This window comes from Polaromonas sp. P5_D5 (assembly GCF_054049435.1).
This window is the reverse complement of the sequence record NZ_JBFUMJ010000002.1, coordinates 561,550-587,401: the sequence shown is the minus strand read 5'-3', so window position 1 is coordinate 587,401 and position 25,852 is coordinate 561,550. Positions and strand designations below refer to the sequence as shown.

Sequence of the window (25,852 nt, the reverse complement as noted above, 5' to 3'; positions counted from 1 at the left end):
CTGCAAAAAACTACAAAAGCGATTCAATAGCGCCGGACACAGCCACCTTTCCTTGGGCCAGCAAGGCGCGGTGCTTGTCCAGGCGCTTGAGGTCATAGAGGTAATTCACCATCAGGCCGTACGATTGCCTGAGCCCTTTGGGCGTCGGGTCGCCTGCCCAGTTGATGCGCTCTACGCGCGCCCCGTTGCCCAGATGAAAGCGTGCCACCGGATCCAGCGGCTTGCCCTCTTCCAGGGCCCGGCCCAGGTAATGGGCGGCGCAGTGCAGCAGCATCTTTCGCACCGGCGACTTTTCGTTGAGAGCCAGCGGATTCTCTGCGGCGGTCAGCAGGTGCCCCGCAGTGGGCGGCTCAAACCCCACCGCCCGGCCCAGGGCGGCAAGCTCCTTGTCTCCCAGCGTTTCCAGCATGGCCGCCGCGTTCTTGCCCAGCCAGCTGCGAAACCCCGGAATCGGTGAAAGGGTGGCAAAGGTCTTGAGCTTGGGAAACTCCTCTTTCAGGGTCTCCACCACGCGCTTGATCAGTGAATCGCCAAAGCTCACGCCGCGCAGGCCGGCCTGCGTATTGCTGATTGAGTAAAAAATCGCAGTGGTCGCACGGCTCAGGTCCGAGGGCGCTGCCAGCTCATCAAGCAAAGGCATGATGTCGCCCGCAATCGTCTCGACCATCGCGACCTCGACAAAAATCAGCGGCACTTCTGGAAGACGCGGGTGGAAGAAGCCATAGCAGCGACGGTCACTGTCAAGCCGGTTTTTGACGTCGGCCCATCCCTTGATGTCATGGACCGCTTCGTACTTGATCAGCTTTTCAATCAGTGACGCCGGTGAATCCCAGGTGATGCGGCGCAGGTCAAGGAAACCGACATCGAACCATGTCGAGAACATGTATTCCATTTCGACATCCAGCGCCAGCAGACGCTTGTCGGCCTTGAGGCTGGGCTGCATGTCGGCACGCATCTCGACCAGGAACTGGATGCCGCCCGGATAGACGCTGAAGCGCTGCAGCAGACGCCGGCGCGGCGAAACTGTGGCACGGCGGTAACGCACCTCGGCCACGGCCTCTTCGGGTGTACCCACGGCAGCCGCAAACTGCGCCTGCGCGGCCTTGACCTTCTGCGGATTGGCGACGAACTGCTCACTCATCAGCATCCACAGGTCGCGCCGGCGAGCCGGGGTGGCGCCCTGGTACCAGGCCGCGATGGCCATGGCGCGCCGGCCGCCTTCCACCTCACTGACGCGGGGATCAATGATGGCCTGCAACTCCTGCAAGGTGCGGCGAAGTACACGCGGCGACAGCGCTTCGTCCTTATGGCTCAAAGTTGCCAGAAGCCGTTCATGCGTGCTTCGTGCGGGCAATTCGACGCTAGCCGCTATCTTTTTTGTAGCTGCTTGCGCACGGTCTGTTTGCCCTGCGGCCGTTTTTTCTGTAAGGCCTTTTTCGCCTGCCGTGAGCCGCGAAACATTGCGGCTGAGCCAGTCTGCGGCGCTCATGAGGCCACCCTGGAGCGCTGGCTGCGGGAAAGGTCACGCAGCGCTTCGCGCTGGCGCGTCAGGTGCGTGCGCATGGCGGCATCGGCACCTTCGCTGTCACGGCTTTTGAGGGCCGCAAACACCGTCATGTGCTCTGAAAGACTTTGCGCCAGCCGGCCCGGCGCGTGCAACTGCTGGAGCCGGGCAAGCTTCAATATTTTTCGCAGGTCCGCAATCGCCTGCGCGAGCCAGCGGTTGTTGGCCAACAGGATGATGGCCTCGTGAATGGCGAAATTGGTCGCGTAATAGTCATTGATCCGGCCGGCTTTGGCGTGACTGTTAAGCCGCTCATGCAAAGTAGTGAGCGCAGCCAGATCGGCGTCGGTGGCATTGCGTGCCGCCTCATAGGCGCAGCGCCCCTCCAGCAAGGCGATGACCGGGAAAATGTCGTCCAGGTCTTGCTCGGTCACCTCATTGACAAAGCAACCACGCCGGGGTTCGTGGCGCAGAAGCCCTTCCGAGGTCAGTACCTTGAGCGCCTCGCGCAGTGGCGTGCGGGAGATTTCCAGCCGTTCGCATAGCGCCACCTCGTCCAGAAAACTCCCGGGCGCCAGCTGGCCGGCAAAAATCTGCTCGCGCAGGGTATTGGCGACCTCCTGATGCAATGAACTCTGGACCAGACGCATGACAGACCCCTTTTGACCGGCTGACGCAATGAACCCAAATACACGACACATCCACCGAACCCGGCAACTGCGGTGGCCCGGCACGTCCCGAAAAATCCACCTGCTTCCATACAACTGCCCCGGCAGCGTCTGGAGTTTTCAGAATTCCAGCGGTAATTTCAAGTAATTACACATAATTATGAGAGTTAAAAAGCAGTCAGACAAGTGAGTTGTGCCTGAAAACGACAGGGAGAAACCCTAGCGCCCCGAAGCGAGAGGCTCAGGGCACCAGACAGTCCTGACGCCCGGAGCTATCGCCACAAGTCAATAGCTGCCTGCGATGGATTTTTGGGGTTGACCCTGCCGGGAAGCCCACACCCAGAGCCAGGCACCCGCTGCGATCATGGGCACGCAAAGCCATTGGCCCATGCTCATGCCCAGGGCGAGGATGCCGAGGAAGTCGTCTGGCTCACGGAAAAACTCGGCGATGAAACGAAACACGCCGTAGCCGACCAGGAAGGCCCCGGAGACCTGCCCCACCTTACGCGGCTTGCGCGCGTACAACCAGAGCAGCACGAACAGCAACAAGCCCTCCATCAGGAATTGATAGATTTGTGAGGGGTGACGCGGCTGCATGGCGCCGCTGCCCGGAAATACCATGCCCCAGGGCAAAGCAGGGTCGCTGAAGCGTCCCCAGAGCTCACCGTTAATGAAGTTGCCAACGCGCCCCGCCGCCAACCCGGTCGGTACGCAAGGCGCGACGAAGTCCATGACCTGCAGCCAAGGCCGCTGGCGCGAACGGGCAAACCACCATTGCGAGGCCAGCACACCCAGCATCCCGCCGTGAAAGCTCATGCCGCCCTGCCACACAAAAAAGATTTCAAGCGGGTGCGACAGGTAGTAACCGGGCTTGTAAAAAAGGCAGTAGCCGAGCCGCCCACCGACCACCACACCCATGACACCCAGGAACAGGATGTCCTCAATGTCCCTGCGCGACCAGGCGCCGGGGCCGGTGATGGACGCATAGGGCTCGTGGCGAAGGCGCCGCGTAGCCAGGAAGAAGAAGAGGCCAAAAGCCGCCAGATATGTCAGGCCATACCAATGGATGGCCAGGGGACCCAACTGCAGGGCAACCGGATTGATTTGCGGATGAATAAGCATGGGCCGTATTTTTGCATGCGAGGCTCGTAGGAAAGGGCTTACAGTGAGCCCGCTCGCTTAAACTGGGAGCAACGCCGTACAGGATCACACCATGCGTCATTTATTCTGTTTTACCGTTGTTTCAGGCTTGGGTTTGTTGTGCATCCAACCCGCTGCGGCACAGGTCTACCAATGCCTTGATTCAGCCGGCAAAAAGGTGTTTTCACAAACGCCCTGTGCGACCGGCGGCGGTGGCAATGAAAAGCTCATTGTCCGCGCACCCGCCCCTGCCGCGGCACCAGCATCCACTGACGGCACACCTGTAACAGGCGTGCCCGGCGTGCTTTATGGCAATGGAGGAGCCGCCGCAGCCCCCAAGGATTGGGCGGCGGAAAACGCTGCAGCGAATGCGCGGGCGGCTGCTGCTGACCGATCCAGCGGCGGATCGCGCCAGGCCATGCCCTCGGCACTGGGCGGCCTGCGCAAAGGCGGTGCCCAAACCCAGGCGCAAGCCTCCGACAAACAGATCATTGCCAATTGCGAAGCCACCCACGGCGCCCGCTGCAGCAGTGCCGGCGAAATAGCCCAACGAAGAATGGAGCAGCGCGAACTCACCCCAGCGGAAAAGCAGCAGCAGCAAAGTGCGGTGGCGGCGCGCCGGCAACGCGAACGGGAAGAAGCCTTCGAGCGGTCTATGCGCCGATAAAGGTGATAAAGCGGGCAAGCGCCGGGTTGGCGCTGGCCCGCGGCCAGACCAGACTGGTCTCACAGCCAGGCACCACGGCCGAAGCACCCCGTGCACCACTACGCATGGAAGGCCTGCCACCAGGCAGGCTGCGATACACCACGCCAGGGCGCTGAAACTGCCGCACGCTCTCGGGAACCCAGGCCACGCCGAGCCCGGCGGATACCAGGTTCACGATGGTCTGCATCTGGATGGCTTCCTGGGCAACCTGCGGCAATTGCCCTGCGGCGTGATACATCGCAAAAATCGCGTCGTAAAGTGACGGAACGATTCGCCGCGGAAAGATCACTAAAGGCTCGCCCAGCAGATCAGGGAGCGCTAGCGTCGCCTTGCTTGCCAGCGAGTGCTGCCCGGGTAGCGCCACCACCAACGGGTCCTGGCTGATGTGCCGGCAGGCCAGGCCTGGCGGCGCGAAACCAGGGGAATGCAACATGAAGCCCGCGTCGATCTCTCCGCGCTCAAAAGCCTGCAGCTGCACGTCGCCGGTCGCCTCTATCAATTCCAGCTGCACCTTGGGGTATTGCTCGCGAAAGGCCTGCACCCAACGCGGCAACAACTCAAAACCGACCGTAGACACAAAAGCCAGCCGCAAGCGCCCGGCCTCGCCGTCCGCGCTGGCGCGCGCATATGCCGGAAGAGCCAAGGCACGTGTCAGCAGGTCACGCGCTTCGGGCACCAAGGCAGCACCTGCCGTCGTGAGCTGCACGCTACGCTTGGTGCGGTCGAACAATCTGAGGCCCAAATGCGCCTCCAGCTGCGCAATGGCCTGCGTGAGCGGCGGCTGGGTCATGTTGAGGCTTTTGGCAGCGCGGCCGAAATGAAGTTCCTCGGCCACTGCCAGAAACTGACGCCACAGGCGAAGCTCGATCAAGGGCGGTTTACGGGAAGCCATGCCCGTGGTGCCGAGAATATCTTTCATATGCCATACATATTAATAGATGATTAATAATGGATTGGAAAGAATCAATCAAAGCACGCATACTCTGTTTCTCCCGATGAATGCCCAAGGTCAAACGCGGGCAAGCCACAGTAGCCAACACCACGAGACACCCATGGAAACCAAAACCGTCAACATCGTTGCCAACCCACGCAGCAGGAACATCACCGAGGGTAAATCGCGCGCGCCGAACCGCTCCATGTACTACGCCATGGGCTACGAGGCCGACGATTTCAAAAAACCCATGATCGGCGTGGCCAATGGGCACAGCACGATCACGCCCTGCAACAGCGGCCTGCAAAAACTGGCCGACGCGGCAATTGCCGGTATCGAGGAAGCTGGCGGCAACGCGCAGGTATTCGGCACACCCACGATTTCCGACGGCATGGCCATGGGCACCGAGGGCATGAAGTACTCCCTCGTGAGCCGCGAAGTGATCTCCGACTGCATCGAGACCTGCGTGCAGGGCCAGTGGATGGACGGCGTGCTGGTGGTTGGTGGCTGCGACAAGAACATGCCGGGCGGCCTGATGGGCATGCTGCGCGCCAACGTGCCGGCGATCTACGTCTATGGCGGCACCATCCTGCCGGGCACCTACAAGGGCAAAGACCTCAACATCGTCAGCGTCTTTGAAGCCGTGGGCGAAAACGCCGCCGGGCGCATGAGCGACGAAGACCTGCTGCAAATCGAGCGCCGCGCCATTCCGGGCACCGGCAGCTGCGGCGGCATGTACACGGCCAACACCATGTCCAGCGCTTTCGAGGCCCTGGGCATCTCACTGCCCTACTCCAGCACCATGGCCAACCCGCATGACGAAAAAATGAATTCGGCCAAAGAGTCGGCCAAAGTGCTCGTCGAAGCCATCAAGAAGGACATCAAGCCGCGCGACATCGTCACAAAAAAGGCGATTGAAAATGCCGTAGCCGTGATCATGGCCACCGGTGGCTCCACCAATGCCGTGCTGCATTTCCTGGCCATCGCCCACACAGCCGGCGTCGAATGGACCATTGATGACTTCGAACGCGTACGCCAGCGTACGCCAGTGCTGTGCGACCTGAAGCCGTCGGGCAAATACCTTGCCGTGGACCTGCATCGCGCCGGCGGCATTCCACAAGTGATGAAAACGCTGCTGGCCGCCGGCCTGCTGCATGGCGACTGCCTGACGATCTCCGGCCAGACCATCGCAGAGACGCTCAAGGATGTACCCGAGGTGCCGCGCGCCGACCAGGACGTGATCCGCCCCATCAACAATCCGATGTATGCGCAGGGCCACCTGGCCATCCTGAAGGGCAATCTCTCGCCCGAAGGCTGCGTAGCCAAAATCACCGGCCTGAAGAACCCCGTCATGACCGGCCCGGCCCGGGTGTTTGATGACGAACAGTCCGCGCTGGCAGCCATCCTGGCCGGCAAGATCAAGGCCGGCGATGTCATGGTGCTGCGTTACCTCGGGCCCAAAGGAGGCCCCGGCATGCCTGAAATGCTGGCCCCCACCGGCGCGCTGATCGGTGCCGGCCTCGGCGAAAGCGTGGGCCTGATCACAGACGGCCGCTTCTCGGGCGGCACCTGGGGCATGGTGGTCGGCCACGTGGCGCCTGAAGCTGCGGCTGGCGGCAATATCGCCTTCATTAATGAAGGCGATTCGATCACCATTGATTCGAAGCAACTCCTGTTGCAACTGAATATCAGTGACGCCGAATTGGCTAAACGCAAGGTCGGCTGGAAAGCCCCTGCGCCACGCTATACCCGGGGCGTCCAGGCCAAGTTCGCTTTCAATGCATCAAGTGCCAGCAAGGGTGCGGTGCTGGACGACTATTGATTTGATCCGCTGAAACGCAAAGAGCCCGTGAAGTTACAGACTTCACGGGCTCTTTGCTTTGGGGCCAGCTGCCAGTTGCGAAAACCGGGTAACTTGACTGGCGTCTTAGCTAGTTGCGCTGTATCAGCTATTTCTTTTTCTTCGCCGAAAGCATGCCCATGGCTTCACGCTGCTTGTCGATGCGGTCTTGCCTGCGTTTGTCCATCTTGTCCACTTCCTTACGCTTGGTATAGCCCGATGCATCCGCCCACCACCACCAGAGGGCTGCAAGCGCGAATGGAGAAAGCACAATCCACCAGCTCAATGTAGCAACGGGACCGATTTCGAGATACTTCAGTGCCAATGCAGCAATTCCAACCAATAGAAAAAACATCTGTAACTCCTCTGAATGTGTGGTGGTTTGGCCGGGTCAACCCTTGAAACCCGGGTCAACCGGCACCACTACAATGACGTTAATTGACTGTAACCGAATCCACAACTCCCCACGAGGACAATCCATGAAACGCATTCTTTCGGTCATCGCTTCCATGGCTGCAGTTTTTGCAGTATCAACCCCTGCACTGGCGGATCTGCAACTGGCAACCGCAAAAAACTGCATGGCTTGCCACGCCGTTGACAAAAAACTGGTTGGACCCTCCTACAAGGATGTCGCAGCCAAATATGCAGGGCAAAAAGACGCAGCAGACAAGCTGGCCGCCAAAGTCATCAAGGGTGGTTCAGGCGTCTGGGGCCCGGTGCCCATGCCAGCCAACGCCCAGGTAAGCCCAGACGAAGCCAAAAAGCTGGTTGCCTGGATCCTGACCCAGAAATAACCGAGGGCTTCTGGCCCAAAAAAAGCCCGTCATTGACGGGCTTTTTTTATGCCGCTTCAAATCACTGCTTTTCAGACAGCTGATCGAGAATGGCAGGGTTTTGTGGCCACGTCACATCGCTTCGCGATATGAGTGTCCCCCAACCCTGCCCCAGCTTCGCTGACGCGGCTACGCCACGTTCTCGATCACTGCTTTTCAGACAGCTGATCGAGAATGGCAGGGTTTTCAAGCGTCGAGGTGTCCTGGGTGATGGTCTCGCCCTTGGCGATGCCGCGCAGCAGGCGGCGCATGATCTTGCCGCTTCGGGTCTTGGGCAGGTTGTCGCCAAAGCGGATGTCCTTGGGCTTGGCGATCGGGCCGATTTCTTTGCCCACCCAGTCGCGCAGCTCCTTGGCAATCGCCTTGGCTTCCTCACCCGTCGGGCGTGAACGCTTGAGCACTACAAAGGCCACAATGGCTTCGCCCGTCAAGTCATCGGGCCGCCCCACCACGGCGGCCTCGGCCACCAGCGTAGAGTGCGCTACCAGTGCCGATTCGATTTCCATGGTGCCCATGCGATGGCCCGACACATTCAGCACGTCATCGATGCGGCCGGTGATGCGGAAGTAGCCGTTGTCGACATTGCGCACTGCCCCGTCGCCGGCCAGGTAAATCGTGCCGCCCATTTCTTCGGGGAAATAGCTTTTCTTGAAACGGTCCGGATCGTTCCAGATCGTGCGGATCATGGAGGGCCAGGGCCGCTTGACGACCAGCATGCCGCCTGCGCCATTAGGGAGATCCTTGCCGGTTTCGTCGACGATGGCGGTCATGATGCCGGGCAATGGCAGCGTGCAGCTGCCGGGCACCAGCGGCGTAGCGCCGGGCAGCGGCGTGATCATGTGGCCACCGGTTTCGGTTTGCCAGAAGGTATCGACGATGGGGCAACGCTCGCCACCCACGTTCTTGTAGTACCACATCCAGGCTTCGGGATTGATCGGCTCGCCAACAGAGCCCAGGATGCGCAGGCTGCTCAAGTCTGAGCGGGCCGGATGCACCTTCTCGTCAGCCTCGGCGGCCTTGATCAATGAACGGATGGCCGTAGGCGCCGTGTAGAAAATCGTGACCTTGTGTTTTTCGATCATCTGCCAGAAGCGGCCCGCATTCGGGAAGGTCGGTATGCCTTCAAAGATGATCTGCGTTGCGCCGGCAGCCAGCGGGCCGTAGGCCACGTAGGTGTGGCCGGTGATCCAGCCGATGTCGGCGGTGCACCAGAACACGTCGGCGGGCTGGATGTCGAAGGTCCAGTCCATGGTGAGTTTGGCCCACAGCAGGTAGCCGCCGGTACTGTGCTGCACGCCCTTGGGCTTGCCGGTCGAGCCCGAGGTGTAAAGGATAAAAAGCGGGTGCTCTGCGCCGACGAACTCGGGCTCACACACCGGTGCCGCCTTGGCGGTGATCTCGTGCATCAGGCTGTCGCGGCCGGCCACCATGTTGCAGGCAGTGGCGGTGCGCTGGTAGACGATCACGTTCTTGATCGACTCGCAGCCGCCCATGGCGATGCCTTCATCGACGATGGCTTTGAGCGGCAGCTCTTTGCCGCCACGCAACTGGTAATTGGCGGTAATAACGGCCACGGCGCCGGCGTCCTGAATACGCTCCTGAAGGCTCTTGGCCGAGAAGCCGCCGAAAACCACCGAATGCGTGGCGCCTATGCGCGCGCAAGCCTGCATGGCCACCACGCCTTCGACCGTCATTGGCATGTAGATGATGACGCGGTCGCCCTTTTTGATGCCGGCGCCTTTCAGCGCGCTCGCAAACTGACTGACCCTGGCATGCAATTCTTTGTAAGTGACGTTGGTGACCTTGCCGTCGTCGCTTTCAAAGATGATGGCTTTTTTGTTTTCGACCGGTGTGCCCAGATGGCGGTCCAGACAGTTGTAGGAAGCGTTGAGTTCACCATCGGCAAACCACTTGTAGAACGGAGCATTGGACTCATCCAGTGTCTGGGTGAATGGCTTCTTCCAGCTCAGGTTTTCGCGCGCCAGGCGAGCCCAAAACCCTTCAAAGTCCTTCTCGGCTTCGGTGCACAGCGCCTGGTAAGCCGGCATACCCGAAATACGCGCGGCCTTTACGGTGGCTGGTGTCGGCGGAAAGATGCGATTTTCAACCAGGGTGGATTCGATCGCGGATGAAGGGGCGCTCATTGGTTTTGTCTCCTGTTTGTCACTGAATGCGTGGTACTGTCTTCTGCCGCACTTACAAGCCACTGACTGGCTTGAACCTTACAACTTCTGCAATTCAGGGGGTACCTGCGCTCCCCCTACAATGCCGCAAACCCCCAGCTTACGCCATCATGACTGAATCCACCCAATCCCCCACCCCCGCCAAAATTTCGCCCCTGCGCCCCTTGCCCAACCTGATTTTTGCCAGCCGCTGGCTGCAATTGCCGCTGTACCTCGGGTTGATCGCCGCTCAGGCCGTGTACGTGCTGCACTTTCTGGTGGAGTTGTGGCACCTGATTGAAGCCGCCTTCGGCAGCCAGACCGCACTGCAGTCGCTGATCACCAGCATCGGCTACAAGACCTCCACGCCCATCGTGTCGCTCAACGAGACGGTCATCATGCTGGTAGTGCTGGCGCTGATCGACGTGGTCATGATCTCGAACCTGCTGATCATGGTGATCGTGGGCGGCTACGAAACCTTTGTGAGCCGCATGAACCTCGAAGGCCATCGGGACCAGCCCGAATGGTTGAGCCACGTGAACGCCTCGGTATTGAAAGTGAAGCTCGCAACGGCCATCATCGGCATCAGCTCCATCCACTTGCTGAAGACCTTCATTAACGCCGACAATTACACCGACAGGGTCCTGATTGCGCAAACGGTGATCCACATCACCTTCCTGTTGTCGGCGATTGCGATCGCCTACACCGACAAGATCATGTCCGCCATCGCCGCGCAAAAGCACTAAGCGAGCCACGCCGGACAGCTAGTCCGGCGCCTTTTTTGGGGTGCTGGCGCGCATCAGCATCACCGCACCCAGCACCCCTGACAACAACGAACCGCACAGCACACCCAGCTTTAGTTGCGTCTCGTATGCCGCATCCTGGCCGGCAAATGCGAGCGCACCGATGAAAAGGCTCATGGTAAAGCCCACGCCGCACAGCAGGCAGACACCAAAAAACTGGCTCCAGCCAGCGCCGGCGGGCAGGCGTGCACCGACAAAGCGAATCAGCAGCCAGGAAGCCCCAAACACGCCGACCGCCTTGCCCACCAGCAGGCCTGCCGTGATACCCAAGGGCACGCTCTGAAGAAGCGTTCCGACGGTCACCCCCTGAAGCGACACTCCAGCATTGGCGAACGCAAACATCGGTAACACCGCAAAAGCCACCCAGGGGTGCAGCGCGTGCTCAGCGGTTTTCAACGGCGAGCCGCCTTTGCCGTCTGAAAGGGGAATCGCCAGCGCGGTAATGACGCCCGCCAGCGTTGCATGAATGCCCGACTTGTAGACGAAAAGCCAGATCACCAGGCCCACTGCCACGTAGGGCCCTACAACCATCACCTTCGCCCGGTTAAAGGCCAGCAAGAGCAACCCACCGATCGCGGCGGCCACCAACGCCATCACCGACAAACCCTCGGTGTAGAAAAACGCAATGATCAGGATGGCGCCCAGGTCATCAATGATGGCGACAGCCGTCAAAAACACCTTGAGCGATGCCGGCACGCGGCTGCCCAGCAGCACCAGGATGCCCAGCGCAAAGGCAATGTCGGTGGCGGCCGGAATCGCCCAGCCGCGCATCGCGACCGGGTCGCCGGCATTGATCGCCATGTAGATGAGCGCCGGCGCCACCATGCCGCCCAACGCAGCGCCCGCCGGCAACAGCGCCTGTGCACGCGAGGCCAGCTCGCCCTCGATCAATTCGCGCTTGATCTCCAGGCCCACCAGAAAGAAAAACACCGCCATCCACAGGTCATTGACCCAATGCAGTAGCGACTTGGAAAGCACCAGCAGATCACCGCCCACCCGCAGTTCGCCTGGCAGTTGCACAAACCGGTTGTAAGTCTCACTCCATGGCGAGTTGCTCAGTACCAGCGCCGCCACAGCGGCCAGCGCCAGCACCACGCCCGAAAGCGACTGCGAATTGATGAACTGGTTCAGTGTGCGGTAGACAAACTTGAGCATGCCGCCATTGTCCCAGAGACGCAGCCTGGCAGGCAGGTACTCCCACACAGCGGAGGCCGCAGCTCATGGCTCAGCCGTGATGTCAGCCATTGCGGCCAAGCGCCACTGAATGCATCGGACCGCAAGCCCTGACCTCTACTCTATTTATTGCGCGGACTGCGGAAGATGACCGAAGCTGGCAGCCTTGCCGGAGGCGGCCGCCGGCAGCACAGCCTTTTCCATCTCGGCGCGCCGCATCGGGCGCAGCACATACCACGCCATCAGGGCAGCAATCGCGTTCATGACGCTGCCGACAATGAACACGGCGTGCCAGTTGCCCGTCATCGCCGTGAGCACGCTGGACAGCGGAACCAGCAGCGACGCCGTGCCCTTGGCGGTGTACAGCAGGCCGGCGTTGGATGCGGCGTACTTGGAGCCAAAGGTATCGGCGCAGGTTGATGGAAAGAGGCTGTAGATCTCGCCCCAGGCGAAGAACACCATGCCCGTCAGTACCACGAAGGCAACCGGGTTGTGGCCAAACTGGTAGAGAGCCAGGATGCCCACCGACTCGATGCCAAAGGCGATCAGCATCGTTTTTTCACGGCCGATCTGGTCCGACACCCAACCAAAGAACGGACGGGTGAGCCCGTTAAGCACGCGGTCAATGGCCAGGGCAAATGTGAGCGCCGGCAGCGCCAGACCCATGATGCTGACGGGCACGTCGCCGACGTTGAAATCCTTGGCGATAGGTCCGAGCTGGGCCGTAGCCATCAGCCCGCCGGCCGCCACCATCACGAACATGACGTACATCACCCAGAACACCGGTGAACGCAGGACTTCGGACGGTGTGTAGTCGCGCCGGCTCTGCTGCACATTGATCGTGGAGATCGAGCCGCTCTTGGCCAGGTTCGCCGGTGCCCGCGTCAACAGGAACGACACGACAAATACGATCACGCCCTGAATGATCCCGAAGTACAGGAAGGCAGACTGGTAGCCGCTGCCCTTGATCATGGCCGAGATCGGAAGAATAGTGAGCGCGGAGCCCGCGCCAAAACCTGCAGCCGTGAGACCCGCAGCCAGGCCTCGGCGATCCGGAAACCACTTCAAGGCATTGCCGACACAGGTACCGTACACCGCACCCGCGCCAACGCCACTGATCGCAGCAGCGATGTAGAGCAGCATCAGTGAATCGGCAAAGGAATTAATAACCCAGCCCACGCCGCAAAGAATGCCGCCGACCATGACCACCGGACGTGGCCCGAAACGGTCGACGAGATAGCCTTCAATCGGCACGAGCCAGGTTTCAGTCAACACAAAAATCGTGAAAGCAACCTGGATGGCGGCCTTGCTCCAGCCGTACTTGTCGGCAATCGGATTGACAAAAAGGGTCCAGCCATATTGCAGGTTGGCAATCATCGCCATGCAGACGATGCCCAAGAGAAGCTGTATCCAGCGATGAGCGTTCGATGGCGCGGGGGTGGCCGTATTGGCGTGTGTCATGAAAGTCTCCTGTCGTTGTATGCCGTGGAAATTGCGTTTGCAATCGCTGATGCTGTTGTTGTGGGCGGATTGTGAGAGCGCGCATTTCGAAGCCCGCTTGATCGCGATCAAGTTTGGAAAAAACTTTACGCAACGCGAAAAAAACGAAAGCTGATTGAAAGAATCATGCAGCGTTACCCCCCGGTTTCTGCGACGGATTCAATTCACAAGACGAGGGTGTGCGGGTAATGGCCGAGCTGAGCCTGAACACGCAATTCGAGGGTCAGCAAACGCCCGGCGTTGCATCGGGCCTGGGAGGCACTGAAAAAAAAACGAGAGAGAGAAAAGCAACCGCGTCACGCGGTCTATCGATGGCGGCGCAAACCGCCCGGCAACAATTAGCGGGGCCGCAGCGCGCTGATAAAAATATGCAGAGGCGTAGCAGCAAGCAACTCACGCAGCACAAGGCGTGCGCGCGCCCTGACGGCGGGTTGGGCAATTTTCAGATACAGGGCGAAAGCGGTCATGAGTTTCCTTTGTTGCGTGAGCATCTACAGAAGCAATCATAGGGTAAACCCTTGGCCTCTTCAAACCATCAGCCAACCACCGCCGAACCGGGTTGCGGCCGGCGTCAGCCCACCATGTTTTGAGGCCGCACCCAGGCATCAAACTGCTCGCCCGTGACATGGCCCGAGGCCAGTGCCGCATCGCGCAGGCTGCTGCCTTCCTTGTGCGCCTTTTTGGCGATGAAGGCGGCCTTGTCATAGCCGATGTGCGTGTTCAGTGCCGTCACCAGCATCAGCGAGCGGTCAACCAGCTCGGCGATGCGTTCGCGATTCGGCTCAATGCCGACGGCGCAGTGGTCGTTAAAGCTCACCATGCCATCGGCCAGCAGGCGCACGCTTTGCAAAAAGTTGTGCGCCACCATGGGCCGGAACACATTGAGCTCGAAGTTGCCCGAGGCACCGCCGAAGTTGATGGCCACGTCGTTGCCGAACACCTGCGCCGCCAACATGGTCACGGCTTCGCTCTGCGTCGGGTTGACCTTGCCCGGCATGATGGACGAGCCAGGTTCGTTCTCGGGAATGCTGAGCTCGCCGATGCCGCTGCGCGGGCCGCTGGCCAGCCAGCGCACGTCGTTGGCAATCTTCATCATGCTGGCTGCCAGTGTTTTGAGGGCGCCGTGCGCATGCACCAGGCCGTCGACCGAGGCCAGCGCTTCGAACTTGTTGGGTGCGGTCACAAAAGGCAGGCCTGTCAGCGTGGCCAGTTCGGCCGCCACTTGCTCCGCATACCCCTTCGGTGCATTCAGCCCCGTACCAACGGCAGTACCGCCGAGCGCCAGTTCATACAGGTGCGGCAAGGCGGCACGCACATGCTTTTCGCCGTGGTCAAGCTGCGCGACATAACCCGAGAACTCCTGGCCCAGGGTGAGTGGTGTCGCATCCTGCAGATGGGTACGTCCAATCTTCACGATGCTGTCGAAGTCTTTGGCTTTTTGCGCCAGCGTCGCGCGCAACTTCGCAATCGCTGGCAGGAGCTTGTGGGTCATGGCCTCTACAGCGGCAACATGCATGGCGGTAGGAAACACATCGTTGGACGACTGGCTGCGGTTGACATCGTCATTGGGGTGCACCAGGCGGCCCTCGCCGCGCTCGCCGCCCAGAATTTCGCTGGCGCGGTTGGCCAGCACTTCATTGACATTCATGTTGGTCTGCGTGCCGGAGCCCGTCTGCCATACCACCAGGGGGAATTCGTCCGCATGCCCGCCCGCGATCACCTCGTCGGCTGCGGCCACGATGGCTTTGGTTTTTTTCTCGTCCTGAAGGCCCAACGCATGGTTGACCCTGGCCGATGAGCGCTTGACCTGCGCCAGCGCCTTGATGATTTCACGTGGCTGCTGCTCGCCCGAGATGTCGAAATTCTGCAACGAGCGCTGCGTCTGCGCACCCCAGAGTTTGTTGGCCGGCACCTCGATAGGGCCAAAGGTATCGCGCTCCGTGCGCGTGCTGCTTGTCGTCATGGAAATATCCTGCGCGTCAAAAAAGATGGTTAAGAGTCCTAGTATGACTGCAGACGAGAAAGATTCTCATCTGAAGGGTTTTGGATCCTCTCGCCCGACATGCCCGAGTTGCCCGCCAAGGGCGGATAATTGCGGGGTTTGCCCGAAATTTCCCCGAAACGCCCTCATAACGACGACCCACCATGACCACGATCAAGCAAGCCGACCTCATCGAATCCGTAGCCGCTGCCCTGCAGTACATCAGCTACTACCACCCCACCGACTACATCGCCCACCTGGCGCGAGCCTATGAGCGCGAGCAAAGCCCGGCCGCCAGGGATGCGATTGCACAGATCCTCACCAACAGCAAGATGAGCGCGACCGGCCAGCGCCCGATCTGCCAGGACACCGGCATCGTCAACGTGTTCCTTAAAGTCGGCATGGACGTTCGCTGGGAAGGCTTTACCGGCAGCCTGGACGACGCCATCAACGAAGGCGTGCGGCGCGGCTACAACCACCCTGACAACACCCTGCGCGCCTCGGTGGTGGCCGACCCGCAGTTCGACCGCAAGAACACCAAGGACAACACACCGGCCGTGATCTTCACCGAGCTGGTGCCCGGCAACAAGATCGACCTGACCGTGGCGGCCAAAGGCGGCGGCAGCGAAAACAAAAGCAAGATGGTCATGCTCAACCCCGGCGATTCGGTGGTCGACTGGGTGCTCAAAACCGTGCCCACCATGGGCGCCGGCTGGTGCCCGCCCGGCATGCTGGGCATCGGCATTGGCGGCACCGCCGAAAAAGCCGTGCTGATGGCCAAGGAAAGCCTGATGGACGACCTGGACATGTATGAGCTGCAAGCCAAATCGTCTTCGGGCGCCAAGATGACCAAGACCGAAGAGCTGCGCCTTGAACTGTTTGAGAAGGTCAACGCGCTGGGCATAGGCGCGCAGGGCCTGGGCGGCCTGACCACCGTGCTGGACATCAAGATCAAGATGTACCCGACGCACGCCGCCAGCAAGCCCGTCGCGATGATTCCCAACTGCGCTGCCACACGCCACGCGCACTTCGTGATGGACGGCAGCGGCCCGGTCTATCTGGACCCGCCTTCACTGGACCTCTGGCCCAACGTGAACTGGACGCCCGACTACAAGAAGAGCAAGAAGGTCGATCTCAATACGCTGACCAAAGAAGAAGTTGCCAGCTGGAAGCCCGGCCAGACCCTGCTGCTCAACGGCAAGATGCTAACCGGCCGTGACGCAGCGCACAAGCGTATCCAGGACATGCTGGGCAAGGGCGAAAAGCTGCCGGTTGATTTCACCAACCGCGTCATCTATTACGTCGGCCCGGTTGATCCGGTGCGTGATGAAGCCGTAGGACCTGCCGGCCCGACCACCGCCACCCGCATGGACGGTTTCACTGAAATGATGCTGGCTGAGACCGGCCTGATCTCGATGATCGGCAAGTCCGAGCGCGGCCCGGTTGCCATCGAAGCCATCAAGAAGCACAAGAGCGCCTACCTGATGGCTGTCGGCGGCGCTGCCTACCTGGTCAGCAAGGCCATCAAGACCGCCAAGGTCGTGGGCTTTGCCGATCTGGGCATGGAAGCGATCTACGAATTCGACGTGGTCGACATGCCGGTGACCGTGGCGGTGGATGCGGGCGGCACCAGCGCGCACATCACCGGCCCAGCCGAGTGGCAAAAGAAAATCGCCACCGGCGAGTTCAAAAACATTCCCGTCGCAGCCGCGTGAGCGGAGGCCATGCCGGCGCCGACCGGCCGGTCGGCGTGTTCGACAGCGGCGTGGGTGGCCTTAGCGTCTTCAAGGCATTGCGGGCCGAATTGCCCGTGGAGTCCTTCGTCTACCTGGCCGACGCGGGCTTCGCGCCTTATGGCGAGCGCGGCGACGCTTTTGTCATTGAGCGCACGCGTGCCGTCGTGCGCAAATTGCGCGAAGAGCATGCGATCAAGGCACTGGTGATCGCGTGCAATACCGCGACGGCGGCCGCCGTTCACCTCGTACGAACCGAGCACCCTGACCTGCCGCTGGTCGGCGTCGAACCGGCACTCAAGCCGGCCGTCGCGTTGAGCAAGACACGCCGCATCGGCGTGATGGCGACGCGCGGCACGGTGGCAAGCGCCAAGCTGCGCGCGCTGCACGATTCGCTGAAAGGCCAGGCCGAGTTCATCCTGCAGCCGTGCGACGGGCTGGCCGATGCGATCCAGAACCATGATATTGCGCAGATCAGTGCTTTATGCCGTGAATACACGCAAGCGATCGGACCCTTCGGCGGCCAAGCCGGGCAGGTCGATACTCTGGTGCTGGGCTGCACGCATTACGCCTTCGCGTGGGACACACTGCAGAAAATGGTGGGCACCGACGTCCGCCTGATCGAGACCGGCGAGCCGGTCGCGCGGCAGACCCGCCGTTTGCTCGAAGCCGCCGGGCAGTTGCGGCAAGGCGACGCACCCGGCCACATCACTTTGCTGACAACGGGTCTGCAGGAGTCGCTGAACGCAGCCGCACGACGCTGGCTGGGCCTGCAGCTATAGCACCACAGCGCCGGCTGGACTCGCCGGCGCTGGTACTCATCGACTCAGTGATGAGCCGAATCCGTTGAAGCAACTGAAGTTATTGCGGCTTCAGTCCCACGTTACGCGCCAGGGTGCGCCAGCGCTCCGACTCCGCCCGAAGGAATCCACGCAACTGGTCGCGTGAAGTACCTTTCATTTCCACGCCCAAAGCAGACATACGTTCCACCACCTTGAAATCCGACATCGCACTCAGGAGTTCGAGGCGAAGCCGCTCGGTGACTTCAAGCGGCGTGGTCGCTGGCGCAACAAGCGCCCACCACTGCGCCACATCCATGTTCTTCAAGCCGAGCTCAGTCATCGTCGGCAAGGAGCGCAGGATGGGGACGTCCGAGCGCTTGCGGCCCGTCACCGCCAGCGCCTTGACCTTTCCGGCGGCCATGAGACTGGAGCCGGTCGCCAGCGTGGCGAAGTAAGAGGACACCTGGCCGGCAGCCAGGTCAACCATCGCCGGCGCGCCGCCGCGGTAAGGCACCATGTTGAACTTGATTTTGGTTTCCTGGGAAAACAGCTCACCCACCAGGTGGCTGATAGACCCTGTGCCGCTGTTCGCCATGGCAGGGGGCCCACCCTTGGTGGTCGAAGAAGTTTTCAGGAAAGTCTTGAAGTCGCTGTTTTCGGGACCCATGCCGGTAAACAGCACCATGGGCGATGTACCCACCAGCGTGATCGGCGTGAAGTCGCGCAGCATGTCGTAAGGCAGGTTGGCAACAACTGCGGGCGCGTACACGTGCGACAACTCCACGATCGCCAGCGTATAGCCATCGGGTGCCGACTTGGCGGCCTGGTCAATTCCGACGTGGCCCGCGCCACCCGGCTTGTTGTCGACGATCACGGGTTGCTTCAGCCCTTCGCTCAGCCGCTGTGCCAGCACGCGGGTAATGGCATCGGTGCTACCGCCCGTTGCCCAGGGAACGATGATCTTGATGGGCTTGTCGGGGTAGGCAGCCCATGCGGGCGCAGCGCCAAGCGCCAGGGTGGCTGCGGAACCAGCAAGCAGCGTGCGCCGCTTGATGGGGAATGTTGAAACTGACATGAACTCTCCTTGCATTGATCGGATACGCGAGACAACCCCACCTCCTCGTGGGCATCGTCAGCGTCCGGCGAGCGTACACCGCGGATGACGCATGCACCGTGTTACCACGCAGATACAACCGCTACATGTGGCTCGCGTCCAACGTTTTTCGCGCGTTTATTTTTTGTGATCTCGCGACACCGAAAATTCACACGCGATTATTTTTAGCAAAGTAATTAAAAAGTCTGCAGTGCATCGTGGATACGTTTTCCGCCGGAATTCTGGCCGTTTATTTTTCCCGACGCTGCTTAAATTTCCCGATCAGCACGCGCGGCAGGGATAGCCGGGTCCGCCGCGCTGCGAATCAAACCGAGGTTGGATTTCAGCATCTCGAACACCTTGCGTGTCACCGGGTTAATGACATTCTTTCGAACGAACAGGTAGTAATCAAGCTCAGGCAAGCGCGGCAGTCCATCGTTTTCGCCCAGCACGCGCAGGTCGCTGCCCGCCATCTCGATGCCGCGCGCAGTCACACCCAAACCCGCACGCAGTGCAGCCTTGATGCCGATCAGGCTGGAAGCGGTATAGCTCGGCGACCAGGGAATTCCGGCAGCGTCCAGCGCCTCGCGTGCCAGCCTGTGAAATACGCTGGGGCCCTCCACCAGGATCAGCGGCACCGGCTTGGCGCGGTCATGTACGTAGCTGGCTGAGCACAACCATACCGTGGGTGAGGTACGCAGCACCACGCCGTCGAGTGCCGGGTCGTTGCGGTTGGAGATAGTCATGTCGATCTCGCCGCGCTTGAGGGATTCCATCAGGAAAGGGCTGCGCCCCACATGGATGTCTAGCTGCAACAGCGGCGAAGCACGCGCCACCTGTGCCAGCAGCGTCGGCAGCATGGTGTCGGCCACGTCGTGCGGCGCGCCTATGCGCAGTACACCCTCCAGGTTGCCTTGCTGCAGGCTGCGCAAGGCATCGTCATTGATGGCCAGCAGGTGGCGCGCATAACCGAGCAGCTTTAACCCATGCGGCGTCAGGCGCTTCTGGCGCCCATGCTTTTCAAACAGCGGGTGGCCGATCTGGTCTTCCAGCCGCTGCATTTGCTGCGTCACCGCCGACTGTGTTTTGCCCAGCTGCACGGCGGCGCTGGCAAAGCTGTCCTGCTCGTCGATGGCCACCAGCGCTCGCAGCAATTCCAGATCAAGGGTTTTCATTTCCAGGCGTTTTGCAAATATCTACTTATTACAAATGCTAATGTATTTATCTCTATTTCTGAGTTGTTTCAGAAATACGAGTTGACTATATTAGGCCAAGTAAACCCAAAACCTCACTCAGGAAGATGCCCATGACCGCAGCAGCCGAGCGCAACCAGGTAGTTGGCGCCGCCATTCAAAACATTAAGATTATTGTTGGGAGCGGCGAAGCAAATCGCCAGTCGCTGGCCAAAGTGCTCGCGGTCCTGAACCAGCTGGCCGGCCAGAAGGAGCTGTGGAACGCTACGGATTTCGCTGCGCCCGAAAGCCCCGAACTGCAGGCGCGCTACCTGATCGCTGAAGACGCCGACCAGAGCTTCGCGCTTTACCTCAACGTGATGCGTCCCGGCAAACGCATCGTGCCGCACAACCATACGACCTGGGCCTGCATCAGTGCCGTGGAAGGCTCCGAGATCAACCGCGTGTACGAACGCCAGGACGATGGCTCAGTGCCGGGCAAGGCGCAGCTCAAAGAGGTCAACTCCGTCGTGGTCGAGCCCGGCACGGGCATCGCCCTGATGCCCGAAGACATCCATTCGGTGGAGATTCCGGCCGGCCAGGTGATACGCCACTTGCACATGTATGGCCGCGCGCTTGAAACGCTGAACACGCGCACCGGCTACGACCTGGAAAAAGGTACGTACGAAACCATGGGCATCGGCGTGCAGACGCGCCGCTGAACACCCGCGCGCCCTTACCCCCTTCCCTGAATTTCCGAACCTACACGCCCCCTATCCCATGACACGTTTTGTAGACGCGGCCACGCTGAAAGCCTGGCTGCACGACGGCGCGGAAATCGCCCTGTTTGATGTGCGCGAGCACGGCCAGTACGGCCAGTCGCATTTGTTTTACGGCATCCCTCTGCCCTACAGCCGGCTTGAGCTGGACGCACCGCGCCTGGCGCCGCGCCGCAGTGTGCGGCTGGTGGTGTATGACGACGACGGCAGCGGCGCAGCGCCTTTGGCCGCGCGCCGCTTCAGTGCACTCGGCTACAGCGATGTGCAGGTGCTGCAGGGCGGCACAGCCGGCTGGCAAGTCGCTGGCTTCCCGTTGTTTGCCGGCGTCAACGTGCCGTCCAAAACTTTCGGCGAACTGGCCGAGCAGGTCTATCACACGCCCCGCGTCAGTGCGACTGAACTTGCAGCCATGCTGGAGCGGCAAGACGACGTGGTGGTGCTCGACGGTCGGCCGTTTTCGGAGTTCCGCAAGATGAACATCCCGACGGCGATCAGTTGCCCGAACGGCGAGCTGGCCCTGCGCATCCGTGACCTGGTCCCCAGCGAAAGCACGCACATCGTGATCAACTGCGCAGGCCGCACGCGCAGTATCATCGGCGCGCAAACGCTGATCAACCTCGGCTTGCGCAACCCCGTATCGGCGCTGGAAAACGGTACCCAGGGCTGGTACCTGGCAGACTTCAAACTCGAGCACGGCGGCACGCGCCGCTACAAGGACTCGGCCCAGCCCACAGAGCCCGCCGGCATGCGCGCGGCAGCCCAGGCGCTGGCAAAGCGTTTCGATGTACCTGTCGTCAACGCACAGACTGTACGCGGCTGGGCCGGCGACGCGCAGCGCACGCTCTTTTTGTGCGATGTCCGCAGCCCCGAAGAATTTGCACGCGGCAGCCTGCCCGGCGCGCAGCACACGCCGGGCGGCCAGCTGATCCAGGCCACCGACCAGTATGTGGGCGTGCGCCAGGCCCGGCTGGTGCTGTTTGATACGGACGGCATACGCGCGCTGACGGTCGCCAGCTGGCTGCGCCAGCTGGGCCACGACGCCAGCGTGCTGGACCAGGGCCTGGCCAGTGGCCTGGCGCTGCCCGCCACGGCGCCCGTGGCCCTGCCCGCGCTGCCCGCCACCACCGCGCAGGCCCTGTCGGCCGGGCTGGCCGATGGCACCGTGGTCGCCATCGACCTGCGTCCCAGCATGCAGTTTCGCCAAAACCATATCGCGGGTACACGCTGGTCCATCCGCCCACGCCTGGCACAGGCTCTGGCCGGTGAACACCGCCCGGTGGTGCTGGTTGCCGACGAGCCCGCTGCGGCCGCCTGCGCGGCCGTTGACCTCCAGGCGTTGGGCCTGAAAGCCAGCCTGCTCGAAGGCGGCCTCGACGCCTGGCGCGCCGCCGGCTTTGCGCTGCAGGCCACTGACAACATTCCCGCCGACAGCGACTGCATCGACTACCTGTTCTTCGTGCATGACCGGCACGACGGCAACAAGGAAGCTGCCCGCCAGTACCTGGCCTGGGAAGTGAACCTGATCGGGCAGCTCGACGCACTGGAACTGAACGCATTTCACTTGCCCGATGCCGCGGCCACCCACCCCGCGTAATACCGATTTGGCCCCGCGCCGCCTCATTTTTTTATTCATCTTTTGCCCCAATTCATTCAGGAGCCCCCATGCTTGCCAAACTGAAATTGACCGCAGCCTCGCTGTGCTGCGCCCTCCTCTACGTACACGGCGGCGCCTCAGCCCAACCCATGCCGCAGGTCGGCGGCTTCCCGAACCAGGCCATCAAGTTTGTGTCGCCGTTCCCGGCCGGCGGCGGCAATGACGCCACGACGCGCTTCGTGACGAGCCGACTGTCCGACATCACCGGACAGAGCGCCATCGTCGACAATCGCGGCGGCGCCGGCGGCAACATAGGCGCCAAGGCCGTGGCCGACGCCAAGCCAGACGGCTACACAGTGCTCACGGGCCAGGTCTCGTTGATGGCCGTCAATCCCTCGCTGTATGCCTCGCCGGGGTTCGATCCGCTGAAAAACTTCCTGCCCATCACCCAGATCAATGCCGCACCGCTGGTGCTGGTAGTGGCCAGCAACTCGCCCCTGAAAAGTTTTGCCGACCTCGCCGCGCAGACCAAAGTCGCAGGCGGTCGAGTTACCTATGCCACGCCCGGCAATGGCACACTCTCGCACCTCGTCGGCGTGGTTCTGGAAAAAGACAGCGCCATCAGCATGACCCACGTGCCCTACAAGGGCGCGGCGCCGGCCATCACCGACCTGCTGGGCGGCCAGGTGGACGTGCTCATCACTTCCACCGCCTCGGTGTCCAGTTTCATCCAGAACGGCAAGATGCGCGCCCTGGCCGTCACCAGCCCGCGCCGCATCGGCGTGTTCACCAAGGTACCGACACTGGAAGAGCTGGGCTACAAGAACACGACCTTTGAAGACTGGTACGGTTTCTTCGCACCGGCGGGCACGCCACCCGAACGCGTGGCTTACCTGCACGACAGCATCGTGCGCTCGCTCAAGTCGCCGGAAGTCAGCAAGCTGATCACCGACGGCGGCAGCGAAGTGGTGGGCAACACGTCGGCGGCTTTTGCCGCGCAGCTCAAGGCGGACATTGCCCGCTGGTCGCGCGTCGTCAAGCTCTCGGGCGCCAAGCTAGACTGACCCCGGATTCATCAAACCGCCCCGACATGAGCAAAAAAACACCACCGGCCACCGCACCCAGTGCGTCACCCCTGACCCGCCTGGTCCACGCCGGCAAGCAGCCGGCCTATGACGGAGGCCGGCCGGTCAACCCGGCCGTGGTGCGCGCCAGCACCGTACTGTTTGACAACACAGCGCACCAGCGCGAGATGCGCCTGCGCCGCGGCGATGAGCGCGTGTTCACCTACGGGGCGCGCGGCAACCCGACCAACTACGCACTGGAAGACATGGTCAGCGAGCTGGAAGGCGCCTGGCGCACCCGGCTCTTTCCCACAGGCCTGGCCGCCATCGCGATGACGCTGTTGTCCTACCTCAAGCCCGGTGACCACCTGCTGATGTCGGACAGCGTCTACGAACCGGCGCGCAAGCTGGTGGAGTCCTTCCTCACGCCCTACAACATCCGCTGCACTTTCTTCGCGGCCGACGGCAGCGACGTGGAAGAAAAAATCGAGGCCGGCACGCGCATGATTTATGCCGAATGCCCGGGTTCGCTGGTGTATGAAATGTGCGACCTGCCGCGCCTGGCCGGCATCGCCCGTGCACGCGGCCTGCTGCTGGTGGCCGACAACACCTGGGGCTCCGGCTACCAGTACCGGCCGCTGGCGCTGGGCGCCGACGTGTCCATCATGGCGGCCACCAAATACCTGTCGGGCCACTCCGACGTGATGATGGGCACCGTAGCCACCACGCAAGCCGCCTGGCAGGCGCTGAACGAACGCAGCGATGCCTTCGGCATGACGGTAAGCCCCGACGATGCCTACCTGGTGCTGCGCGGCACACGCAGCATGGCCGCGCGCCTGGCCCTGCATGAACGCGGTGCCCTGAAGGTGGCTGCCTGGCTGCAAACACGCAGTGAAGTGGCGACCGTGTTCTGCCCGGCCCTGCCCGGCCATCCAGGCCACGCCATCTGGCAACGCGACTGCAAGGGCACCAACGGCCTGTTGTCCTTCGAGCTTCAGCCCGCCTTCGACCAGACCGCCGCCGAGCGGCTGATCGACGGCCTTCGGCTGTTCGGCCTGGGCGCTTCGTGGGGCGGCTATGAAAGCCTGGTCACGCTGACCAACATGCGCGGTGCCCGCAGCGTGACCGACTGGTCGGGCCACGGCCAGATCGTGCGCCTGCACATCGGGCTGGAAGACCCGGCCGACCTGGTGAGCGACTTGCAGCAGGGGTTTGCCGCATTGGCGGCCTGAGGGTTTTACCTCTGCGCCCTTGCCCTTCGCATCACCCCCAGCCCCTTTCCTCTCCCCCATTCGATTTCATCCGCCCTCTGCGGCGGCCCTTGCCTGCCTTTTTCCTTCCGGTTTGCATCACCATGCCCAGCAACGCATACCTTTGGCTCCAACGCACCCGCAGCCTCTGGCCGGGCATCGCCTCGCCGCTGCTCATCATGCTGGCCGCTACCTTTGTCTCTGAACATTACGGCGGCCCACAACTGCTGTACGCCCTGCTGTTCGGTCTGGCCTTTCACTTCCTGCACCAGGACGAACGCTGCCGACCCGGCATTGAGTTCTGCGCCAAAACCCTGCTGCGCATCGGTGTAGCCCTGCTGGGCGCGCGCATCACGCTGGCGCAAATCGGCCAGCTCGGCATCGGTCCGCTGGCCACCGCCCTGCTGGGGGTTGCCAGCACCATTGCACTGGGCGCCTGGCTGGCGCGGCGCCTGGGCCTTGCCACCGACTTCGGCCTGCTCTGCGGTGCAGCCGTGTCCATCTGCGGCGCGTCGGCGGCACTGGCGGTTGCGGCCGTCATGCCGAAAACCGAGGAGAACGAGCGCCACACGCTACTCACCGTGGTCGGCGTAACAGGCTTGTCGACGCTGGCAATGGTGGTCTACCCCTTGCTGGTCAAGGTGCTGGGCCTGGACGAAACCAGCGCCGGCATCTTTCTGGGCGGCACGATCCATGACGTGGCGCAAGTGGTGGGTGCAGGCCTGATGATTTCCCATGATGCCGGCGATGTGGCGGTGATCGTCAAGCTGTTCCGTGTCACGCTGCTGGTGCCGGTGGTGGCAGTGCTGGCGTACTACTGGCGGAAGCAGGCCAGCACGCCAGGCGGTGCAGGACAGCGCGCACCTCTGCTGCCTTTTTTCCTGGTGGGCTTCATGGTGCTGGTGCTGCTCAACAGTGCGGGCCTGGTCAGGCAGCAACTCACAGACGCACTGGGTCATGTCTCCCGGGTCTGCCTGGTGATTGCCATTTCAGCGCTGGGCATTAAAACCTCGTTCGAGGAACTGGTGCGGCTGGGCTGGCGGCCCATGGCGTTGATGCTGGTAGAAACCGTGTGGCTCGCCGCGGTGTTCGCCGCCTACCTCTGCGTTCTTCGGGCCTGAACCAGATCGCTATAGTTTTGATA

The 25,852-nt window shown here is 61.7% G+C and carries 23 protein-coding genes; 12 read left to right on the top strand and 11 right to left on the bottom strand.

What is annotated here, in order from left to right:
* Positions 1-10: 10 nt before the first annotated feature.
* From ACXJKE_RS09460 to lgt, 3 genes are all read right to left on the bottom strand, one after another.
* On the bottom strand, positions 11-1,489 hold the full coding sequence (locus ACXJKE_RS09460; RefSeq protein WP_457280333.1) for a malonyl-CoA decarboxylase domain-containing protein: 1,479 nt from the start codon (positions 1,487-1,489) through the stop codon (positions 11-13).
* Positions 1,486-2,154, bottom strand: coding sequence for a GntR family transcriptional regulator (locus ACXJKE_RS09455; protein WP_457280332.1), 669 nt, complete (start codon positions 2,152-2,154; stop codon positions 1,486-1,488). The genes ACXJKE_RS09460 and ACXJKE_RS09455 overlap by 4 nt, the downstream gene beginning before the upstream one ends.
* A gap of 303 nt (positions 2,155-2,457) precedes the next feature.
* Positions 2,458-3,294, bottom strand: coding sequence for a prolipoprotein diacylglyceryl transferase (lgt, locus tag ACXJKE_RS09450; RefSeq protein ID WP_457280331.1), 837 nt, complete (start codon positions 3,292-3,294; stop codon positions 2,458-2,460).
* A 91-nt stretch (positions 3,295-3,385) separates the two neighbouring features.
* Between lgt and ACXJKE_RS09445 the strand changes: the two genes are divergently transcribed.
* Complete coding sequence (locus ACXJKE_RS09445; protein WP_457280330.1) at positions 3,386-3,979, top strand: DUF4124 domain-containing protein; 594 nt, start codon at positions 3,386-3,388, stop codon at positions 3,977-3,979.
* Here ACXJKE_RS09445 and ACXJKE_RS09440 read toward each other — a convergent pair.
* Positions 3,966-4,937, bottom strand: coding sequence for a LysR family transcriptional regulator (locus tag ACXJKE_RS09440; RefSeq protein ID WP_457280329.1), 972 nt, complete (start codon positions 4,935-4,937; stop codon positions 3,966-3,968). The two genes, ACXJKE_RS09445 and ACXJKE_RS09440, sit on opposite strands and share 14 nt — an antisense overlap.
* A 133-nt stretch (positions 4,938-5,070) precedes the next feature.
* Between ACXJKE_RS09440 and ilvD the strand changes: the two genes are divergently transcribed.
* A complete protein-coding gene (gene ilvD, locus ACXJKE_RS09435; protein WP_457280328.1) occupies positions 5,071-6,771 on the top strand; it encodes a dihydroxy-acid dehydratase in 1,701 nt (566 codons plus the stop codon).
* Between the two features lie 127 nt (positions 6,772-6,898).
* Here ilvD and ACXJKE_RS09430 read toward each other — a convergent pair whose 3' ends face one another.
* Positions 6,899-7,144 carry a TIGR04438 family Trp-rich protein gene (locus ACXJKE_RS09430; protein WP_457280327.1) on the bottom strand — a complete coding sequence of 82 codons (246 nt, stop codon included), beginning with the start codon at positions 7,142-7,144 and terminating at the stop codon, positions 6,899-6,901.
* A 124-nt stretch (positions 7,145-7,268) separates the two neighbouring features.
* On the opposite strand from ACXJKE_RS09430, the gene ACXJKE_RS09425 reads away from it, so the two are divergent.
* The gene (locus tag ACXJKE_RS09425) at positions 7,269-7,583 is read left to right on the top strand and encodes a c-type cytochrome (protein ID WP_457280326.1); all 315 of its coding nucleotides are present in this window, start codon (positions 7,269-7,271) and stop codon (positions 7,581-7,583) included.
* A gap of 185 nt (positions 7,584-7,768) precedes the next feature.
* Here the strand turns inward: ACXJKE_RS09425 and acs are convergent, their stop codons facing one another.
* Positions 7,769-9,766, bottom strand: a complete 1,998-nt coding sequence (gene acs / locus ACXJKE_RS09420; RefSeq protein WP_457280325.1) for an acetate--CoA ligase — start codon at positions 9,764-9,766, stop codon at positions 7,769-7,771.
* Between the two features lie 149 nt (positions 9,767-9,915).
* Between acs and ACXJKE_RS09415 the strand changes: the two genes are divergently transcribed.
* Positions 9,916-10,530, top strand: a complete 615-nt coding sequence (locus ACXJKE_RS09415; RefSeq protein ID WP_457280324.1) for a YqhA family protein — start codon at positions 9,916-9,918, stop codon at positions 10,528-10,530.
* 18 nt (positions 10,531-10,548) lie between these two features.
* Here the strand turns inward: ACXJKE_RS09415 and nhaA are convergent, their stop codons facing one another.
* Both nhaA and oxlT read right to left on the bottom strand, forming a co-directional pair.
* A complete protein-coding gene (nhaA, locus tag ACXJKE_RS09410; protein ID WP_457280323.1) occupies positions 10,549-11,742 on the bottom strand; it encodes a Na+/H+ antiporter NhaA in 1,194 nt (397 codons plus the stop codon).
* Positions 11,743-11,886: 144 nt separating this feature from the next.
* The gene (oxlT, locus tag ACXJKE_RS09405) at positions 11,887-13,221 is read right to left on the bottom strand and encodes an oxalate/formate MFS antiporter (RefSeq protein ID WP_457280322.1); all 1,335 of its coding nucleotides are present in this window, start codon (positions 13,219-13,221) and stop codon (positions 11,887-11,889) included.
* A 227-nt stretch (positions 13,222-13,448) separates the two neighbouring features.
* Between oxlT and ACXJKE_RS09400 the strand changes: the two genes are divergently transcribed.
* Entirely contained in the window at positions 13,449-13,769 is a 321-nt protein-coding gene (locus ACXJKE_RS09400) for a hypothetical protein (protein WP_457280321.1), read from the top strand.
* A gap of 62 nt (positions 13,770-13,831) precedes the next feature.
* Here ACXJKE_RS09400 and fumC read toward each other — a convergent pair whose 3' ends face one another.
* Positions 13,832-15,223 carry a class II fumarate hydratase gene (gene fumC / locus ACXJKE_RS09395; RefSeq protein WP_457280320.1) on the bottom strand — a complete coding sequence of 464 codons (1,392 nt, stop codon included), beginning with the start codon at positions 15,221-15,223 and terminating at the stop codon, positions 13,832-13,834.
* 182 nt (positions 15,224-15,405) lie between these two features.
* Between fumC and ACXJKE_RS09390 the strand changes: the two genes are divergently transcribed.
* Entirely contained in the window at positions 15,406-16,956 is a 1,551-nt protein-coding gene (locus tag ACXJKE_RS09390; protein WP_457280319.1) for a fumarate hydratase, read from the top strand.
* Positions 16,953-17,756 (top strand): glutamate racemase, encoded by an 804-nt coding sequence (murI, locus tag ACXJKE_RS09385; RefSeq protein ID WP_457280318.1) that lies wholly within the window; start codon positions 16,953-16,955, stop codon positions 17,754-17,756. Before ACXJKE_RS09390 ends, murI begins: the two co-directional genes overlap by 4 nt.
* A gap of 79 nt (positions 17,757-17,835) precedes the next feature.
* On the opposite strand, the gene ACXJKE_RS09380 is transcribed toward murI, so the two are convergent.
* Both ACXJKE_RS09380 and ACXJKE_RS09375 read right to left on the bottom strand, forming a co-directional pair.
* A complete protein-coding gene (locus ACXJKE_RS09380; RefSeq protein ID WP_457280317.1) occupies positions 17,836-18,831 on the bottom strand; it encodes a Bug family tripartite tricarboxylate transporter substrate binding protein in 996 nt (331 codons plus the stop codon).
* A 287-nt stretch (positions 18,832-19,118) separates the two neighbouring features.
* Complete coding sequence (locus ACXJKE_RS09375) at positions 19,119-20,024, bottom strand: LysR substrate-binding domain-containing protein (protein WP_457280316.1); 906 nt, start codon at positions 20,022-20,024, stop codon at positions 19,119-19,121.
* Positions 20,025-20,155: 131 nt separating this feature from the next.
* Between ACXJKE_RS09375 and ACXJKE_RS09370 the strand changes: the two genes are divergently transcribed.
* The 5 genes from ACXJKE_RS09370 to ACXJKE_RS09350 all read left to right on the top strand — a co-directional run bounded on the left by ACXJKE_RS09370 (position 20,156) and on the right by ACXJKE_RS09350 (position 25,829).
* Positions 20,156-20,743, top strand: a complete 588-nt coding sequence (locus ACXJKE_RS09370) for a hypothetical protein (protein WP_457280315.1) — start codon at positions 20,156-20,158, stop codon at positions 20,741-20,743.
* 58 nt (positions 20,744-20,801) lie between these two features.
* Entirely contained in the window at positions 20,802-22,394 is a 1,593-nt protein-coding gene (locus tag ACXJKE_RS09365; protein ID WP_457280314.1) for a rhodanese-like domain-containing protein, read from the top strand.
* A 68-nt stretch (positions 22,395-22,462) separates the two neighbouring features.
* Positions 22,463-23,458 (top strand): Bug family tripartite tricarboxylate transporter substrate binding protein, encoded by a 996-nt coding sequence (locus tag ACXJKE_RS09360; RefSeq protein ID WP_457280313.1) that lies wholly within the window; start codon positions 22,463-22,465, stop codon positions 23,456-23,458.
* A gap of 26 nt (positions 23,459-23,484) precedes the next feature.
* Complete coding sequence (gene metC / locus ACXJKE_RS09355; RefSeq protein WP_457280312.1) at positions 23,485-24,690, top strand: cystathionine beta-lyase; 1,206 nt, start codon at positions 23,485-23,487, stop codon at positions 24,688-24,690.
* 122 nt (positions 24,691-24,812) lie between these two features.
* Complete coding sequence (locus tag ACXJKE_RS09350) at positions 24,813-25,829, top strand: YeiH family protein (protein WP_457280311.1); 1,017 nt, start codon at positions 24,813-24,815, stop codon at positions 25,827-25,829.
* The last annotated feature ends 23 nt before the right edge of the window (positions 25,830-25,852 follow it).